This is a genomic window from Streptomyces xiaopingdaonensis (assembly GCF_000262345.1).
Lineage (GTDB): Bacteria > Actinomycetota > Actinomycetes > Streptomycetales > Streptomycetaceae > Streptomyces > Streptomyces xiaopingdaonensis.
Window position 1 is genome coordinate 1 of record NZ_AJTQ01000098.1, and the last position, 17,079, is coordinate 17,079.

Annotated in this window: 12 protein-coding genes; 7 read left to right on the forward strand and 5 right to left on the reverse strand. The window is 73.0% G+C overall.

The genetic code is table 11. The features are described 5' to 3' along the window. Positions 1-40 precede the first annotated feature (40 nt). Complete coding sequence (locus UWG_RS0107480; RefSeq protein ID WP_016906582.1) at positions 41-1,177, forward strand: ADP-ribosylglycohydrolase family protein; 1,137 nt, start codon at positions 41-43, stop codon at positions 1,175-1,177. Between the two features lie 58 nt (positions 1,178-1,235). Continuing rightward, positions 1,236-4,163: an NACHT domain-containing protein gene (locus UWG_RS0107485; RefSeq protein WP_016906583.1), complete on the forward strand. Its 2,928-nt coding sequence runs from the start codon at positions 1,236-1,238 to the stop codon at positions 4,161-4,163. A gap of 62 nt (positions 4,164-4,225) precedes the next feature. Here the strand turns inward: UWG_RS0107485 and UWG_RS0107490 are convergent, their stop codons facing one another. The 3 genes from UWG_RS0107490 to UWG_RS0107500 all read right to left on the reverse strand — a co-directional run bounded on the left by UWG_RS0107490 (position 4,226) and on the right by UWG_RS0107500 (position 6,594). Beyond that, the gene (locus UWG_RS0107490) at positions 4,226-4,432 is read right to left on the reverse strand and encodes a DUF397 domain-containing protein (RefSeq protein WP_016906584.1); all 207 of its coding nucleotides are present in this window, start codon (positions 4,430-4,432) and stop codon (positions 4,226-4,228) included. Between the two features lie 145 nt (positions 4,433-4,577). Then, on the reverse strand, positions 4,578-5,438 hold the full coding sequence (locus tag UWG_RS0107495; protein ID WP_016906585.1) for a helix-turn-helix domain-containing protein: 861 nt from the start codon (positions 5,436-5,438) through the stop codon (positions 4,578-4,580). 379 nt (positions 5,439-5,817) lie between these two features. After that, positions 5,818-6,594 carry a GOLPH3/VPS74 family protein gene (locus UWG_RS0107500; protein ID WP_029391250.1) on the reverse strand — a complete coding sequence of 259 codons (777 nt, stop codon included), beginning with the start codon at positions 6,592-6,594 and terminating at the stop codon, positions 5,818-5,820. A 231-nt stretch (positions 6,595-6,825) separates the two neighbouring features. Between UWG_RS0107500 and UWG_RS0107505 the strand changes: the two genes are divergently transcribed. Together UWG_RS0107505 and UWG_RS0107510 are read left to right on the forward strand one after the other, a co-directional pair. Then, positions 6,826-9,561, forward strand: a complete 2,736-nt coding sequence (locus tag UWG_RS0107505) for a D-alanyl-D-alanine carboxypeptidase (protein ID WP_016906587.1) — start codon at positions 6,826-6,828, stop codon at positions 9,559-9,561. Between the two features lie 146 nt (positions 9,562-9,707). Beyond that, positions 9,708-11,603 (forward strand): MFS transporter, encoded by a 1,896-nt coding sequence (locus tag UWG_RS0107510; RefSeq protein ID WP_016906588.1) that lies wholly within the window; start codon positions 9,708-9,710, stop codon positions 11,601-11,603. A gap of 267 nt (positions 11,604-11,870) precedes the next feature. On the opposite strand, the gene UWG_RS0107515 is transcribed toward UWG_RS0107510, so the two are convergent. Then, positions 11,871-12,410, reverse strand: coding sequence for an ATP-binding protein (locus UWG_RS0107515; RefSeq protein ID WP_237720016.1), 540 nt, complete (start codon positions 12,408-12,410; stop codon positions 11,871-11,873). Between the two features lie 720 nt (positions 12,411-13,130). Between UWG_RS0107515 and UWG_RS0107520 the strand changes: the two genes are divergently transcribed. From UWG_RS0107520 to UWG_RS0107530, 3 genes are all read left to right on the forward strand, one after another. After that, on the forward strand, positions 13,131-14,006 hold the full coding sequence (locus tag UWG_RS0107520) for a helix-turn-helix domain-containing protein (protein WP_016906590.1): 876 nt from the start codon (positions 13,131-13,133) through the stop codon (positions 14,004-14,006). A 125-nt stretch (positions 14,007-14,131) separates the two neighbouring features. After that, positions 14,132-14,941 carry an SAM-dependent methyltransferase gene (locus UWG_RS0107525; RefSeq protein ID WP_016906591.1) on the forward strand — a complete coding sequence of 270 codons (810 nt, stop codon included), beginning with the start codon at positions 14,132-14,134 and terminating at the stop codon, positions 14,939-14,941. Between the two features lie 139 nt (positions 14,942-15,080). After that, positions 15,081-15,917 (forward strand): SGNH/GDSL hydrolase family protein, encoded by an 837-nt coding sequence (locus UWG_RS0107530; protein WP_029391251.1) that lies wholly within the window; start codon positions 15,081-15,083, stop codon positions 15,915-15,917. Positions 15,918-15,968: 51 nt separating this feature from the next. On the opposite strand, the gene UWG_RS29650 is transcribed toward UWG_RS0107530, so the two are convergent. Beyond that, positions 15,969-17,079 (reverse strand): lipase family protein (locus UWG_RS29650; protein ID WP_016906593.1); only part of this gene is annotated, 1,111 nt, incomplete at its 5' end.

The window sequence follows — 17,079 nt, forward strand, 5'->3', positions numbered from 1 at the left end:
CCCGCAAGGGGGTTCGCAGAACCAGGGAGGGGAACGGGGCGTGAGCGAGACAGGGCCGATACCCGCCGTCGCGGGCGGGCGTTGGGGCCGTGCCGAGCAGCAGGACTTCCGGAGCCGGGTGCGCGGGTGCCTCCTCGGCGGGGCGATCGGGGACGCGCTCGGCGCGTCGGTCGAGCGCGACTCGCTGGAGGCGATCCGGCAGGCGCACGGCGCGGAGGGCGTCACCGACTACGGGGAGGCGTACGGGCGCCGGGGCGCCGTCACCGACGACACGCAGCTGACGCTCTTCACCGTGGACGGGCTCGTCCGCGCCCACGTCCGCCGCGACGGCGGCTCCTGGCACCCGCCGACCGACGTCCACCGCGCCTACCTGCGCTGGGCCGCCACCCAGCGCGACTGGGGCCCCGACGAACGCCGCGCGGAGGACGGCTGGTTGGCCCGCCAGGAGTGGCTCTACACGCAACGCTCCCCGAAGAAGGAGTGCGTCGACGCGCTCCGCGACACCCGCATGGGCACGCTCGACGACCCGAAGAACCCCGCCGCCAAGGGGTGCGGCGCCGTGACGCGCTCCGCCCCCTTCGGGCTGCTCGTCGGCTGGGAGCCGCAGCTCGTCTTCCAACTCGCCGTCGAGTGCGCGGCGCAGACCCACGGGCACCCCTCGGGGACGCTCGCCGCCGGCGCCTTCGCGCTCGTCGTCCACGGGCTCGCGCGTGGCGAGCCGCTCGACTCCGCCGTCCAGCGCACGCTCGCCCAACTCGCCACGCGCCAGGGTCACGAGGAGACGACGGAGGCGCTCAAGCGCGCCCTCGGTGCCGTCCGGCAGGGCATCCCGGGGCCGGAGCGGATCGCCGCGTTGGGCGACGGGCGGGCAGCGGAGGAGGCACTCGCCATCGGCGTCTACTGCGCGCTCGTCGCCGAGGACGTCCGCCACGGGCTGCTCCTCGCCGTCAACCACGGAGGGGACAGCGACTCCACCGCGGCGGTCTGCGGCAACCTCCTCGGCGCGCTCCACGGCGAGACGGCCCTGCCGCCCGCGTGGCTCGCCGAGTTGGAGGGCCGCGGCACGATCCTGGAGCTCGCCGACGACTTCGCGATGGAGATGACGCAGGGCGCGGCGCTGCACACGCCGCAGGCGGTGGCGCAGGGCTGGTCCCTCCGGTACCCGAGGGGCGCCTGAACCGCTTTTCTCGTCCCCAACAGGGGCTGGAGACACGGAAGTTGCGTACGATCGACGCATGGGGGAATGGACGGCAGACCTCGTGCCGTACGGCTTCGGGGCGCTTCTCGCGCTGGTGGCCGCCTACTTCGCCAAGGAGTACCTCTCCGGTCTCGCGCAGGTCGCGGCCGGGCGCACGCCGGGGCTGCTCGTGCGATTCCTGCGCCGGGTGCTCAGGCGCCGTCCGGGCGGCCGGGGGCTGCGCAGCTACCGCGCGCGTGCCGTCGAGCGGTACCGGCAGCACCGGTTGGGGTTCGTCGACGGGGGCTCCGTCGACATCAGGCGCCTCTACGTGCCGCTGCGGTACACCGATTCGGCAGACCCGAACGTCCGCCCCGACGCGCTCCACGACCGGCTGCGGCGCCAGCACCGGTGCGTCGTGCTGGGCGAACCGGGCGCGGGGAAGTCGCTGCTGCTGAAGAGCACCGTGCTGGAGTGGGCCGAGACGGAGGACGACGCGGGCGGCGTCCCCGTCCTCGTCAACCTGCACCGCTGCAACGAGGGCCCCGTCGAGCTGCGGACGCTCCTCGTCGACGAGCTGCGCAAGGGCGGGGTGAAGACGCCTGAAGAGTTCGCCGACCGGGTGCTGGACGAGGGTGGGCTGCGCGTCTTCTTCGACGGCCTCGACGAGGTGGCGGGCGAGCACCGCGACCGTGTGGCGCGCCAACTCCGCGATTTCGCCGAGGAGTTCTCCGCATGCCCGATCGTCGTCACCTGCCGCGGCGCCGCGTGGACGGGCCAGCTCGGCGAGGAGTTCCCGACGGTACTGCGCATCGCCGAGTTCGAAGACGCCTCGATCCGCACCTTCCTGTACAACTGGCACAACCTCGGCGCCGCCAACCGGCTCGTCGGCGTCGACCGGGTCTTCAACGCGCTGCGCGAGAACCCCGAGTTGATACTGCTCGCCCGCAGCCCCCTGATGCTCACGATGATCGCCTACCTCCAGGCCGAGGTGCGCGTCGACGACGTCGGCCCGCTGCCGACCTCCCGGGCCGCCTTCTACCGCCTCGCGGTCGACCACCTCCTCACCCGCGACCAGCGCCTGCACCGGGGCGAGTCGCTCGGCCGCTACCGCCCGCAGCGCAAGCTCATGGTGTTGCGGAGACTGGCGCTCGCGCTCCAGGAGCCGTACGCGAGCAACCGCCTCATCCTCACCCGGACCCGGCTCGACGGCGTCCTCACCGAGGCGCTCCCCGACCTCAACCTCACGGAGGCGGACCGCGAGCCGATCCTCGACGAGATCGTGCAGCGCAGTCAGTTGCTGCTCCCCGTCGACAGAGTCGGCGAGCACTACGCCTTCGCACACCTCACCCTCCAGGAGTTCCTCGCGGCCCAGGAGCTCCACGACAGCCCGAGGCGCCTGCTCGCCAACTTCCGTGCCGATCCCGAGGGTTGGCGCGAGACGGTGAAGCTGTGGTGCGCCGTCGCCTCGGTCGAGTGCACCGACGTGGTCCGCGAACTCTTCGAGTCGGGCGACGACGAGGAGCAGCTCCTCGCACTGGAGTGCCTCGGCGACGCGACGAGCGTCAACGCTCGGCTCGCCGAGTCGATCGTCGCGCACTTCCTGGCGGACGACGGCGAGTCCACCCGCTGGAGGTCGCTGGGGCGCCTCGCCGCCGTCCGCTCCCACCGCGGCAACCGCGTGCTCGACGCCTTGGTGCAACGCCTCGACGCGCATCCCCTACCGGTCCGGATGCGCGCGGCCGAGGCGCTGGCGCACACCGGGCGCCCCGAGGCCGCCGAGGCGCTGGCGTACGGCGTCCGCACTCCTGGCGACTACTGCTGGGCGGCGCTCGTCGGCATGGGCGAAGTCGCCGTCCCCGCACTGGAGTCGGCGGTGCGCAGGCGAGCCGTGTGGGCCGTCGACGCGCTGGCGGCGCAGGCCGGGGAGGGCGGCGTGGATGCGCTCCACGCCATGGCCGCCGAGGTGTGCGCGGTGCGGGTGGCGGTCTACGACGAGCTCGTGTGGCGCTGCGCGTGGCAGCTCGCCTCGCTGCTGCGGTTGCCGCACGTCGAGGAGGGGCTGCGCCGTTGGACGCCGCCGGGCGAGCCGTCCTCGGACGAGGCGGCGTTCCACTGGGTGTGGCGGCCGTACGGCCCGGAGCCGGGGCTGGTGCGCACGGTCGGCGCCGTGGCCTTGCTGCTGTCGCGGCCCCCGGGGAGCTGGGGCGGCAGCACCACGACGCTGCACCTGCGTGCCGCACGCGATGTCGAGGAGGTGGACGTGCGGGTGGCCCTGCCCGTCCTCGGGACGGAGGCAGGGGCCTGGCGCAACCAGGCGGAGGGGCCCCGACTGGCGCCGCTCCCCGAGAGGTTGGCGGTGGACGGCGTCACCGCGGTGCCCGAGACGCACCTGCTGCTCCTCGAGCGCCTGCCCACGCAGGTCGCCGCCCTCGTCGTCGAGCTCTTCGGCCAGGTGGAACCCGACCGGCTCGCCGCCGACAAGTGGCGGAGCGCGCACCAGGAGGCACCGCGGGAGCCCGCACGGCTGCGCCGCTGGGCGACGGTCGTGGGAGTCGGGGGCCTGGGGGTGCCGCTCGGCGCGCTGGGTCTGCTGCGCGGCTGGCACACCCTCTTCGGCACGGAGACGTGGGGGTTCGGCGGGCTGGGGCCCTCCTGGACCGGGTGGGTGGCGGCGGCCGTCTTCGTGCTGTCGATCTGGCTCGCGGCGACCGAGCCGGAGAACGGCTCGTCCGCGGAGACCTCGCTCGGCTGCCTTTCCGTTGTCTTCCTCTGCTACCTGTCCGTACTCGGCGTCAGCACGGCGGCGCTGCTCGTCTCGTGGCGGGTGACGCTGCTCGTCTGCTTCGTCCTCGGCGCGGCATGCTCGCTCCTCGGGGCTGCCGCCGCCGTCCGCACACGGCACCTCACCAACCCGTACCGCCGGTGCCTCGACGCCGCGGGGGAGCGCGACGACGCGGCCAACTCGCCGGGCAGGGCCGGCTGAAGGGGGTCCGACCCCCCTCGGCCGGGACGGCGGGCCAGTCGAGAGGGGGCCGGGACGCGGCGTCAGACGGTCTGCCGGCCCTCACCGAATCCGGTGACGAAGCCGCGCCATGCGCGCGGGCCGAAGGCGAGCGGGGTGCGGGCCGGGTCCTTGGAGTCCCGTACGGCCACGAGCCGTACGCCCGGCGAGCAGACCTCCACACAGGCCCCGTTGCCCGTCGAGTGGCTGGACTTGGTCCAGCGGCGTGTCTTTCCCTGCTGAAGTGACATGAGTGCTCCGGTGGTTCCGGTTCGTCAGGACTTGGCGGGACGTTACGCGTCGTCGAAGCGTGATCACGCGCTCGTTCACCCGACCGGATGGCATATTCCAGAGGGCACTTCACACCGCAAGGTCCGTAGGACTACCCTCCCGTCCTCAGCCGCGCGCGTATTCCTTGGCGACCTTCTCGACGAACTCCCGTGTCTGGTCCGCGTTGAGCGCCTGCGCCCGCAGGTGCTCGTACATGACGCTGTAGCTCTGCACGTCGTTGGCCTTCTCCAAGTAGAGGTCGCTGGTGACCCCTTCGAGGTAGATCACGGTCGAGTCCGACGCCTCGGGGAACTCCAGGATCGCGTACTGCCCGTTGACGCCCGGGTGCGCGCCCATGGTGAACGGCATCACCTGCACCGTGACGTGCGGAAGTCTGGTGAGCTGATTGAGGTGCTCCAACTGCTCGGCCATCACCTGTCTTCCGCCGACCTCCCGACGGAGCACGGACTCGTCGAGCACGGCCCACAGGCGGAGCGGGTGCTTGGACTCCCGGATGCGCTCCTGGCGCCTTATGCGCACCTCCACGCGACGCTGGATGTCCTTGGGGGTCGCCTCCGGGAGCGCGCCGGCGACCACGGCCTCCGCGTACGCGTGCGTCTGCAACAGCCCGGGGACGACCTGGGGTTCGTAGACGCGGAGCGAGGCGGCGTCCGTCTCCAGGCCGATGTAGACGCTGTAGGGGATGTCGCCGAAGGCGTGCCACCAGCCCTGCTGCCGTGACTCCTTCGCCATCTGCATCAGGGAGTCGACGATGCGGCGGTCCTCGACCTCGTAGACGCCGCACAGGTCGCGGACGTCCCGCTGACTGATGCTGCGGCGGCCGTTCTCCAGTCTGCTGATCTTCGACTGGGAGACGAGCAGCCGCTCGGCCACCTCCTCGGCCGTCATGCCTCTCAACTCGCGGAGCCGGCGCAGCTCCTGGCCGAGACGGCGGCGTCGGACGGTGGGATTGACGTTGGGCGCCACGAAACTGCACCTCCGCTTTAAGTACGACAACTCCAGCAGATTGCCACCAACACGTGGCCCACCGCTGGCGAATGGCGACAGAGGGTGCAGGTTCGGGCACGGCGGGGCCGCGCCGGGGTGGGGCCACGGTGGTGCGGCTTCCCGTGCGGCTGCCGGTGGTGCGCTGTACGGAGGTGTCCGGCGTGCGCGCCGTCCGTGGGGCGTGCTCCGGCGTGCGTTCCCCGGGCGGGGACGCGGCACGCGCCCGGCCGTCCGGAGGCCCGAACGGGCGGGCGTCGTGCCCGGCCCGCCGCGGCCGCCGGACGGTGGACGCGAACTCGTCTGTGTACGCGTGCAGTTCGGGCGCGGGATCACGCCGCGCGCGTACGGCGGAGGGGAATCAGCGGGCGCCGGCCCGCGCCATCCCTCCCGCAGGGTGCCGTGGTTGGTGCTCGGGGTGCTCCGGCGCGTGCGCCGGTGCGCCGGCCGTCGCGCGGACGGCTCCGTTCTTGCGGGGCGGTGCCCCACCGTTCGGCGCACGGCGCGGCTGCGGGCCCGCGCCGTTCTGGACGTCCATCACCGCGTGCGCGACGAGGCCGCCCATCGGGTCGTGCCTGATCAGGTCCCGGAGCCGGGAGCGGCAGGACCGCCCCTCGTTCCCGGGGTAGAGGTGCTTTCCGAGCCCCACCGCGTGGGCGAGCGCAGCGAGCGCCGCCGTCCGTGGGTCCGGTGGGACGCCGGTGCGGATCGCGGAATCGAGCCGGGCCCTTATCTCCCTGCTGATCGCCGTGTCCGTCGCCTGGTAGCGCGTCGTCGGAAGTACTCCGCACATCTGGCCGGCGACGGCATGCACCATGCCGCACCGCTCCAGGTGTGTGAGATAGGTTTGGCGAAGTCCCAAGCGGGGCCCGCCGATCCAGTGGACCGCGCGTACGGGACTGCCACGCCTGCGCAGCAGTTCCAGTGCGGAGTCCAGCGTCGGATCTCCTGTCGGCCGCGGCAACACCACGGCGATACGATCCCCGTCTGGGGCTATCCGTCCCGCCAGCGCCAGCTCCACTAGCTGTGCACCGGCCAGGCCGAGGTCGAGCGACTGCGGCTGCGCCGTGGTGCCCGTGGCCGGGTCCAAGGCGAGCAGCAGAAGCTCCTCCGGAATTGTTCTGCGGCTCCTGCCCATCCATGCCTCCCCGCGTGGATGCATGACAGGGTGACGCCTCTCACAATGGTCTGTCGAGAGTGCGCGGTCGTTATGTGCGGGAACCAGTAGCTATGTCGTTCTCGTCTCGCGGGTGGGAGAGCCCACGGGCCGACCCGAAGCGCATCGGCGGCACTCCGCGGCGAGGGCGGTGCGCTGGACACTGTTAACTGGTAGGGCAGCGGCGCGTAGCAGGAGCATCAGGAGGCATCGGTGGCGGGCGAGTCCCCCGGCAGGTCGGAGCGGGAGAAGTCGTCGGGGGAGACGACTCGGGACGACGGGTCGGTTGCGCGACCCGAGGAGACGGCCGAAAAGCAGTCCCCGACTGCCGGCCCGGAGAAGGCGGCGTCGGACGACGCGCCCGAGCGCGACGAGAGCGGAGCGGAAGCGGCGCCGGACGCCGACGAGGCACGGGCACCGGCCGGTGGCAAGGGAGTTGAGCCCCCGGACGAGGAACGCCCCGAGGAGTCGGCGGAAGGCGGCGGGGACGCGGAAGGCGGCCCCGGCGAGGGCGACGAGCGCCTGAAAGCGGTGGTGGCCGCCTGGGTCGCCGGAGACCGGGACGAGGGCGGAATCAGCCCCTCCGAAGGCGCGGAGGGCGAAGCAGTGGACGACGAAGCGGGCGGGAGCTCCGCCGCGCGCACGGAGAGCAACGGGGACGGGCCCCGACCTTCGGACACCGAAGCGGAGTCCGGACTGCCCGTGCGCCCGAAGAGCGCGCCCGAGCCGGAGCCCGACCAGCCGACCGCGATGTTCAGCGCCGTCCGCCGCGAGGAGCCGTCGCCCGACGACGAGGACGCCGCCGCACGCCGCGCCGAGCGGATGACGACGGCGTTCTTCGGCTCGGCCAAGGAGGCACGGAGGGCCTCGGTGTCCGAGGAGGCCGCGGGCGAGTCCGACGGGGCCGCAGGGGAAGGCGAGGACGCCGGGGAGCGGAAGGCAGCCTCCGACTCCGCCGGCGGCGAAGCGGGTTCGGGGCCCTCGCCCCGGGCGGGCGCGTCGGGCGCCGGGTCCGGGTACTCGGGCGCCGGGTCCGTAGGTGACGCGTCCGGGGATGGCGACGGTGCCGGCTCGGACGAGGGCGCCGGGCCCGGAGGCACCGAACCCGAGGAGGGCGACGGCGCCGGGGCGAAGGAGGGCGCCGGGCGTCCCGTGGACCAACCGACGACAGCCATCCGCTCGTTCGCACCGGGGAAGGCGTCGTCCGGCGGCGGCCGGGGGAAGGACCCGCGGACGGGTTCCCCGGCGGAGAAGGGCGCCGGAAGCGGTGGGGCGAAGGACTCCGGCACGGCAGCGGGGAGTTCGGGCGCCGAAGGCGCGAGCGCCAAGGAGGCGCGGGACGCAAAAGACGAAAGCGGCAAACGGGACGAACCGAATAAGTCCCAGGAAAAGCAGGAAAGTTCACCCGGTGGCGAGAAGAAGCCCGACGGGGCCGAGAGCGAAGCCGAGCGGACGAGCCAGTTCGTCCCGCTGAAGTCGCTCGACGACTCCGCCCGTGAAGCGAAGGCGGTCCCGCCGCCCCCCTCGGTCCCGCCGAAGCCCGCGGGCCCGCCTCCGTCTTCACCGCCCGAAGGCACGAAGGTGCCGGGCGAGGAGCCGGGCGCGCGGCCGCCCGAGCCCGGCGCGCTCCCTGCCGAGGGCGAGGCGGAGCGGACGAGGCAGCAGCCGGCGCCCGAGCCGCAGCCGCTCGACCTGCTCGCGCAGCTCACCAACACCCCGCCGCCGCCCGAGACGCCGCTGCGCACCGCGGTCCGCAGGGTGAAGATCTGGACGCCGCTCGTCCTCCTGCTCGCCGTGGTCTTCGTCGTCGTCCAGGCGGTGCGTCCGCTGCCGGACGCGTCGCTGGAGCTCACCGCGGCGAAGACGTACACGTTCGAGGGCGACGAGCCCGCCATGCCGTGGCCTTCGGAGGGGCAGGCCGTCGTCGACGTCTCGGGGCTCGGCTCGTTCGGCACGCACGGCGAGCAGAAGCCGGTGCCGATCGCCAGCGTCGCGAAGGTGATGACGGCCTACGTCATACTCCGCGACCACCCGGTGAAGAAAGGCAAGGGCGCCGTGATCCCCGTCGACCGCAAGGCCGAGGAGGACGCGGGGCTCAGCGCGCAGAACGAGTCGACCGTGGAGGTCGAGGAGGGCGACAAGATCACCCAACGCGAGGCGCTCGACGCCATCATGATCGCCTCGGCGAACAACGTCGCCCGGCTGCTGGCCCGTTGGGACGCGGGCTCCGAGAAGGCATTCGTCAAGAAGATGAACGAGGCCGCCAAGGACCTCGGGATGGAGAACACCACCTACACCGACCCCAGCGGGCTGAAGGTGGAGACGGTGAGCACGGCCGAGGACCAGGTGAAGCTCGGCAAGAAGGTGATGGAGAACCCGCTCTTCCGCGAGGTCGTGCGTCAGCCCCAGTACACGGACGCAAAGGGCGAAGTGCAGCCCAACTGGAACAAGCTCGTTCCGCTCGACGGGGTGGTCGGCATCAAGACGGGCACCACGACGCGGGCAGGCGGCAACCTGCTCTTCGCCGCGGAGAAGGAGGTCGGCGGGACCACCCAGCTCGTCGTCGGCGCGGTGCTCGGGCAGTACAAGCCGTCGATCCTCGACACCGTGCTCGCCGAGAGCAAGAAGCTCATCGACACCGCGCAGGACAGCCTGGAGTCGGTGAAGGTGCTGGAGAAGGGCGAGACCGTCGGGTACGTCGACGACCGACTCGGCGGGAAGACGCCGGTGGTCGTGGCGAAGGACGTCGAGGCGGTCGGCTGGGCCGGGCTCAAGGTCCGCCTCGACCTCGACGCCGCGAAGGACGGCGTGCCGCACGAGGCGTCGGCGGGCGACCGCGTCGGCGAACTCACCGCGGGCGAGGGCCCGGGACAGGTCAAGGTCCCCGTGGTGCTGAAGGAGGACCTCACCGAGCCCGGTTTCGGCTCGAAGTTGACGCACCTGTTCTGAGCCGTCGTGCCGCCGGAGCGCCCGCCCCGGCGGCACGGGGCCGACGCGCGTGCGACGTCCCCTCGGCGGTCCGAGCCGGAGGCCGTTGTCGGCGGTGTCGGGTAGCGTCATTACGTCCCACTTGAACCGCATGGGGGGTTGGCGCAGTGACCACTGTGCAGCAGCCGCAGGCTTCGGAGGACGGCGAGGAGGACGGCGCCGCGCCGACCGATCGCGCTGCCGCGCCCGGGAGTTCGGGCGCGGGGCCTCCCGGTGCCGGCCGGCTGCGCGGTGTGCTCGCGGCCTTCGGGCGCACCTGGCGCCGCCCCGCGTACGCGGCGGCGCTCCTCGCGGCGGCGCTCCACCTGCTCTGGCTGTGGCTCTTCGCCTCGGGCGGCGGCGACCTGGCGGCGCAGGACGCCTGGGCCGAGTTCTCCGCCCAACACCCCGGCTCCGCCTACAACCTGGCGTGGTACGGCGGGATGCACCCCGTCTCCTACAGCGTCGTCTCGCCGTACATCATGGCGGCGATCGGCGTCCGCACCACGCTGATACTCGCCGGCGTCCTCTCCGCCTGGCTGCTGGGGCTCGTCCTGGAGCGGCGCGTGGAGCGCGCGTTGCTGCCCGCGCTGTGGGGCGCCCTCGCCTTCGCCTGCAACGCTGCTTCCGGGCGGGTGACCTTCGCGCTGGGGGTGCTCTTCGGTCTCGCCGCCGTCGCCGTCATCTGGGCGTGGCCGAGACGGCTGCGCGCCTCGGGGCGCGGGCAGGTGCCGCGCGCGCTGGCGACCGTCCTCTTCGCCTGCCTGGCGACGGCCGGCAGCCCCGTCGCCGGGCTCTTCCTCGAGGTCGTCGCGGGGGCGCTGCTGCTCTCGGGGCGGCGGAAGGCCGCGGTGGCGCTCGCCGTGGGGCCGCCCGTCGTGGTGGCGTTCTCCGCGTTCTTCTTCCCCTTCCAGGGCACCCAGCCGATGCCGCTGGTCTCGCTCGTCTTCCCGGTGCTCTGCTCGCTCGCGGTGCTGGTGCTCGTCCCGCGCGAGTGGCGGACGGTCCGCCTCGGCGCCGCCGTCTACGGCCTCGGCACCATCCTCACCTGGGCCATTCCCTCCCAGCTCGGGTCGAACGTCGAGCGGCTCGGGCTGCTCTTCGGCGCCGTCGCGCTGCTCGCCGCGGTGCCGAAGGTGGTGGGCGGTTGGCGCAGCAGGCGCGGCGCCGTGATGGTCGTCGCGCTCGTCGTGGTGATGGGCTGGCAGATCAGCAAGCCCGTCTGGGACATCGCCCGGACCACACCCGACCCGGTCTGGGCGACCAGTCTCGCCCCCCTCGTCGACCAGTTGGAGCGCAGGGACGCGGACAAGTCGCGCGTCGAGGTGGTGCCGGCCGCGAGCCACCGCGAGTCCTCCGCGCTCGCGCCGTACGTCAACCTCGCCCGGGGCTGGAACCGTCAGGCGGATCGCGACCGCAACCCCCTCTTCTACGACGACGGGAGCCTCACCCCCGCCACCTACCACGAGTGGCTGCGCCGCTGGGCCGTGCGGTACGTGGTGCTCCCCGAGGAGGAGCGCCCCGACGGCGCGGCCAAGCGGGAAGCGGCGCTCGTCCGCTCGGGGCTGCCCTACCTCCGCGAGGTCTGGTCGGACTCGGACTGGCGGCTGTACAAGGTGCGGGGCGCCCAGCCGCTCGTCCCCCCGCCCGCCGAGGTCGAGCGCGCAGGGCCCGAGGGCGTGACGGTGAAGGTCCCCCGCGCCGGCGAGGTGCGGCTGCGGGTGCCGTGGTCCCCGTGGCTCTCTGTCGTCGACGCGGACGAGAAGCCGTACCGCTCCCCTGCGACCCCCGAACAGAACGTCCACGGCTGCCTCCGCAAGGCGGAACCGACGATCGGGGGGCCGCCGCCCGAGGGCAAGGACGAGCCCGTCCTCGACACCTGGACGGTCCTCGACGCCCCCGCAGCCGGCACGTACCGCATCACGGCCCCCTACCGCGTGCCCCGCGGCACCACCTGCCCGGAGCCGCAAGAGGCGGGCGAGGACGCCGAATCGGAGAGCGCGCCGCGGTCCGGCGTCCCGTAGGCTCCGGCGCCCCGTAGGCGGGGCACCGGCCGAGAGGGCGGCCGTCCTCGCCGTGGCGGAAGGTGCCCCTCAGGCCGATACCCGGGCGGCGCAGGGAGAGCGGAGGCAAGCACGCCGCCGTACGGCAGGCGGGCGCGCGGGGCCCCTGCCTGCGGGCCGGTGCAACGCAAAGAGCGGGCGAGGCCGGCGGCGTACGACCCCCGTGCGTACGCCGCCGCCTCGCCCGCCCGGTCCGCGGACGCGGGCCCAGGGCCCGCGGTGGGCCGGTCAGTCCGTTGCTGCCTCGCCGGCCTCCGTGATCCAGCCGGTGCCGTAGACGACGTCGCGGCCGGGGTGCGCGTTCTCCAGCGCGGCGTGCCGCCTGCTGCTGGGGAGTTGGGCCCAGACCGCGTGGCCGTGCGTGTGGGGCGTGGTGCTGACGCCCCAGTTCTCGGCGAGGCTGTCCACGATGTGGAGTCCGCGTCCGTGCTCGGCCTCGGGACCGGGCGAGCGGCGGTGCGGTGCGCTGCCGACAGGGTCGTGGTCGTGCACCTCGACGTGGAGTCCCTGCGGCAGCAGGCATATTCGGCACGTCACGGTGGCGCTGTTGGTGTGCGTGATCGCGTTGGTGGCGAGTTCGGAGAGGATCAGCACGGCGGTCTCCCGGGTGTCCGGCGGCACGCTGTGCTCGCTGAGCCAGGTGTCCAGGGTGTGCCTGGCACGCCGCACGCTGGGGTGGCGTGCCGGCAGGTGCCAGCGGTGTTCGGGGCTCGACTCGAGTGCCGGGCGCCCGGAGAACGACGTGGCGTCGAGTGGGGAGCTGGGCACGCGTGTCGCCTCCATGGGGAAGGTGCGGTGCGCGCCGGCTGCCTCCCGCGGGCGGCGTCTCCGGCGGCGAACTACGCGGTGGGTCACTTGGACGCACGTCATCGGACGTCCAACTGCCCCTGGCCGCACGGATATTGGTGCACCGGGTCTGGTGTTCACTATGCGCTGCCCGTGGTTCTGCTCGCAAGTATCAATCTGATAATTTCCCGTCGATCGGTTCGGAGGGGATGCATCAGCGCGGCGCCGGTCTTCCCCGGAGGCCCGTTGCGGTGCTGCGATGTCCCGGACGCCGCTTGCGGACCGTCCTGTTGGCTCCGGCGCATCCGCTTCCGCTTCGGTGGGCGCGCGGAGGAGCGGTGGGTGCGCCCGGCTCCGCGTCATAAGCACTGTGCGTGGTCGCGGAGCAGCGCCGTCCGTTCGGGAGCTGAAGGCGCGCGGGGCATTCGCCGGGAGTGCCCACCCGGCTTTCCTTACTCCCCGTACGCCCCCTACGCTCCAAGGGGGTCGACAACTGTCCGCCGGCGCAGCTCTGTTGGGCGCGTCCGACGGGAAGCGGAGGCCCCTGCGTCGGCCGGTACGGTGCGGCGGGGCTACCTACCCGTCCACCGTTCTGATAATTTCGCGGCGGTCCGAGCGGGGTACGTATCCGCTGTGCATGACCCAACTCCCGTGGAAAACCGACGCGTTGGGTTCACGTGTCGTGGTGGGGGAGAGAAGCGGATGAGCGAACTGCCGACCGGCTCCAGCACCCCCACGGTGCTGCGGATCATCCTCGCGAGACGCCTCAAGGAGCTGCGCCTCGCGCGCGACGTCTCGCTCAAGGCCGCGTCGAAAGCCCTCGGCACCGGCGAACTCACGGTACGGCGCATCGAGAACGCGCAGGTCGGCCTCAAGACGCTCTACGTCAAGGAACTCCTCCGCCTCTACGAGGTCCCGGCCGACGAGGCCGCCGAGTTCCTCGAGATGGCCGAGCGCGCCAACCAGCCGGGCTGGTGGCACCCGTTCCGCGACGCGCTGCCGACCTGGTTCCGCGCCTACGTCAGCCTGGAGAGCGGCGCCCGCCTGCTCCGCACCTACGAGCCCCACTACGTCACCGGCATACTCCAGACCCGCGACTACTCCCGGGCCGTGATGCGCGCGGGCTTCCCCAACGAGCCGGAGGACGAGCTGGAGCGCCGCGTCGACATCCGCCTGCGGCGTCAGGACCTGCTGGAACGCCCCGAACGCCCCACGATCTGGGTGGTGATGGAGGAGACCTCGCTCCGCCGCGTCGTCGGGGGCCCGGAGGTGATGCGCGGCCAGATCGAGCACCTGCTGGAGGCGATGGACCTCCCGGAGCTGACGATACGCGTCCTCCCGCTCGGCGCGGGCCCGCACACCGCGGCGGCCGGCCACTTCACCTACTTCCGCTTCGACGAGCCCGAACTCCAGGACATCGTCTACACGGAGGGCCTCACCTCGGCCTCCTACCTCGACGAGCCCGAGGACGTCACGACCCACCTGGAGGCCCACATCCGCGCCTCCCGCCTGGCCCACCAGCACCTGCCCGACCTCCGCGGCTACCTGGAGCGGCTCCACAAGGAGTACGGCGGCTGAAGGCCCCCTCCGGAACGGCTCCCGCGCTCGTCCGACGCGTCAACTCCTGCCGACCCGGGGAGCGGTTCGCGTACCGGGAGCAGTCACACCGAGAGCGACCTGCGACCGAGACGAGAAGGAGCAGCATGAGCGACCGCGGAAACGAGATCGACACCTTACGCGCGCACCCCGCGCGGATGTACGACTACTACCTTGGCGGCAAAGACTGGTTCCCGGCCGACCGCGCGGCCGCGGAGGAGGTCCTGGCCCTCTCGGAGAACGTCCGCACCGCCGCGCGCGCCAACCGCGCCTTCATGCGCCGGGCCGCACGCGCCCTCGCAGAGGCCGGGGTACGCCAGTTCCTCGACCTCGGCGCCGGCATCCCGACCGCGCCCAACCTGCACCAGGTGGTGCAGGAGGTGGCCCCGGAGTGCCGGGTCGTCTACGTGGACAACGACCCCATGGTCGTCGAGTACGTCGACGTCCTGACCCACGGCACGCCCGAGGGCGGCACCGCCTACGTCGAAGCCGACGCGTTCACCGAGGACGTGCTCCGACACCCCGCTGTCACCGGCACGTTCGACCTCTCGCAGCCGGTCGCGCTCTGCTTCTTCGCGCTCCTCCACTTCGCCCCGGACGAGCGCGAGCCGTACGCGCTCGTCCGCGACATGTGCGCGCGCCTCCCCTCCGGCAGCCACCTCGCGCTCTCCCACATCACGCCGGACTTCGCCCCCGAGGACACCCGGCGGGGCGAGGGGGTCTACCGGCGCAGCGGCACCCCCTTCCAGGCGCGCACGCGCGCGGAGTTCGTCCGCTTCCTCGACGGTCTGGACCTGCTGGAGCCCGGGGTGGTGGTCGCCGACGAGTGGCGACCCGACCACTCGGACGAGGAGGAGCACGCCAAGTGGGAGCCCGCGCAGGTCGGTTCGTACGCGGCGGTGGCGCGCAAGCCCTGACGCGTCGCGGGGCCGGCGAAAAGAGCGGAGTGCTCCCTGGTTTGCCACCTCCGGAGCATTTCTGTCCGCAGCGTTGAGTGTGCGGGGGTCTGCCTCTATCTTCGGTTCGTTTACCGGAGAGTAGTCAGGAGGCCCAACCGTGCGTGCCAGACGTCTACTTGCCCTGTGCTCGGCAGCCTTCGCCGCCGTGCTGCTGACCCCCGTCACCGCCGGGGCCGAGACCGCGGCCCCCTTGGAGCGCTACGTCGCCCTCGGCGACTCGTACGCCTCGCTCGGCTCCCTCACCAAGACCGTCATCGACCCGGAGACCGGGTGCCTGCGCTCGCGCGACAACTACCCCGCGCTCGTCGCCGACGGCCTCGAAGGCGCCGAGTTCGTCGACGCCACCTGCGCGGGCGCCGTCACCGGCGGCGTCCTCGACCCCCAACTGGAGTCGGTCACCCCGGACACCGACCTCGTCACCCTCACCGTAGGCGGCAACGACGTCGGCTTCGCCGACATCGCTCTCACCTGCGCCCTGCGCAGCGTCCCCGACCCCGAGGGCACGCCGTGCGAGGACCACTACACCGAGGGCGGTACCGACCGGCTCGCCCAGCGCATCGCGGACACCGCCCCCAAGATCGACGAGGTCCTCGCCGGCGTGGCCGAACGTGCCCCGGACGCCCGGGTCGTCGTCACCGGGTACCTGCGCATCCTGCCCCCTGACACCGGGTGCTGGCCGGCTGTCCCGATCTCCGCCGGCGACGTCGCGTACATCAACGGCGTCCAGGACAAGCTCAACGCCATGGTCGGCGACCGCGCGGCGGCGGCCGGCTTCGACTTCGTCGACCCGGGCACGACCCGGGGCCACGACGCCTGCCAGGCGCCGAGCAACCGGTGGGTCGACGGCCTCCTCCCGCTCTCCAACGGCGCCCCGCTCCACCCGACGGCAGCCGGTCAGCGGCACGTGACCGAGCTGGTCAACGCCCGTCTGTAGAAGCCGAGTCCGCGCGGCGGCGCGTGCGGGACGCGCCGCCGCGCGGCGGCCTCAGCCGCAGTCGTCCTCGACGGCGCCGCCCTCGAAGCGCTCACCGAGGAACCGCACCGCGGGCAGCGACCCGAGGATCGCCGTCCCCACGTGGCTCTGCCCGCCGAACGAGCGCCACTTGACGGGGTTGCCCCGCGCACACCAGTCGTCGCGGAGCCCCTCGCCGAGGCGGCGCGGGATGATCTCGTCCGAGCCGCCGTGGTAGACGTACGCCGGGAAGCCGGGTGCCTGTGTGCCGAGGGTGGACTCGGCGAGGCGCTGCTGCCAGTCCGGCTCCTCCAGCGGGTTGCGCGTGGTGTTCTCCGCGATCGTCTCGCCCGCTGCCGAGTCGAGGATCTCGTCCGTGCACCCCTCGCGGGTCTCCGCGATGAGGGCGCGGCCCTTGTCGTTGAGGTAGCCGTCGAGGCCGAGTTCCGGGTAGGCGGCGTCGTGGCCGATCGCCGACATCAGGACGAAGCCGGCGTTGTCGCCCCCGTCGTTGTGGTCGGCGACGGCGGTGAGTTCGGCGGGGACGCCGCCGCTCGCCACGCCCTTGACGTCCAGCTCGGGCGCGTACGAGGCGTGCAGCTCCGCCGCCCAGGCGCTCGCCTGGCCGCCCTGCGAGTACCCCATGATGCCGACGGGCGAGTCGGGCCCGACGCCCCGATCCTGCGCAGCCGGCAACTGCTGCGCGGCGCGCGCCGCGTCGAGGACGGCCGTGCCCGCGGCCCTGCCGACCGTGTAGGTGTGGTCGCCGGGCGTGCCGAGCCCCTCGTAGTCGGTGAGGGCCACGGCCCACCCGCGCAGCAGCGCGTTGTTGATGAGCAGGCTCTCGACGGTCCCGCCCGCGGGGTTGGTCGCGGACGGGGCGCACTGGTCGCCCATCCCGACGGTGCCGACGGCGTACGTCACCAGCGGACGGGGGCCCTTGCGCAGGTCCTTGGGGACGATGACGCTCCCGGAGACGGTGTTGCTGCTCCCGTCGGCGGCCGTGGACGCGTACTCGATCCGCCACGCCTCGGTGGCCGTCGGTATGCCCAGGGACAACCGGAACTCGCTCGGTTCGGCGGCGACGATCCCGCCCGGGTCGGCGGCCGGCGCGGGCCCGCCCCGTCCCTCGGCCGAGGCGGCG

Coding starts and splice junctions, on each gene's coding strand:
- UWG_RS0107485 (WP_016906583.1), top strand. CDS start 1,236: ATGGGGGAATGGACGGCAGACCTCGTGCCGTACGGCTTCGGGGCGCTT.
- UWG_RS0107490 (WP_016906584.1), bottom strand. CDS start 4,432: ATGTCACTTCAGCAGGGAAAGACACGCCGCTGGACCAAGTCCAGCCAC.
- UWG_RS0107500 (WP_029391250.1), bottom strand. CDS start 6,594: ATGGGCAGGAGCCGCAGAACAATTCCGGAGGAGCTTCTGCTGCTCGCC.
- UWG_RS0107520 (WP_016906590.1), top strand. CDS start 13,131: ATGAGCGAACTGCCGACCGGCTCCAGCACCCCCACGGTGCTGCGGATC.
- UWG_RS0107525 (WP_016906591.1), top strand. CDS start 14,132: ATGAGCGACCGCGGAAACGAGATCGACACCTTACGCGCGCACCCCGCG.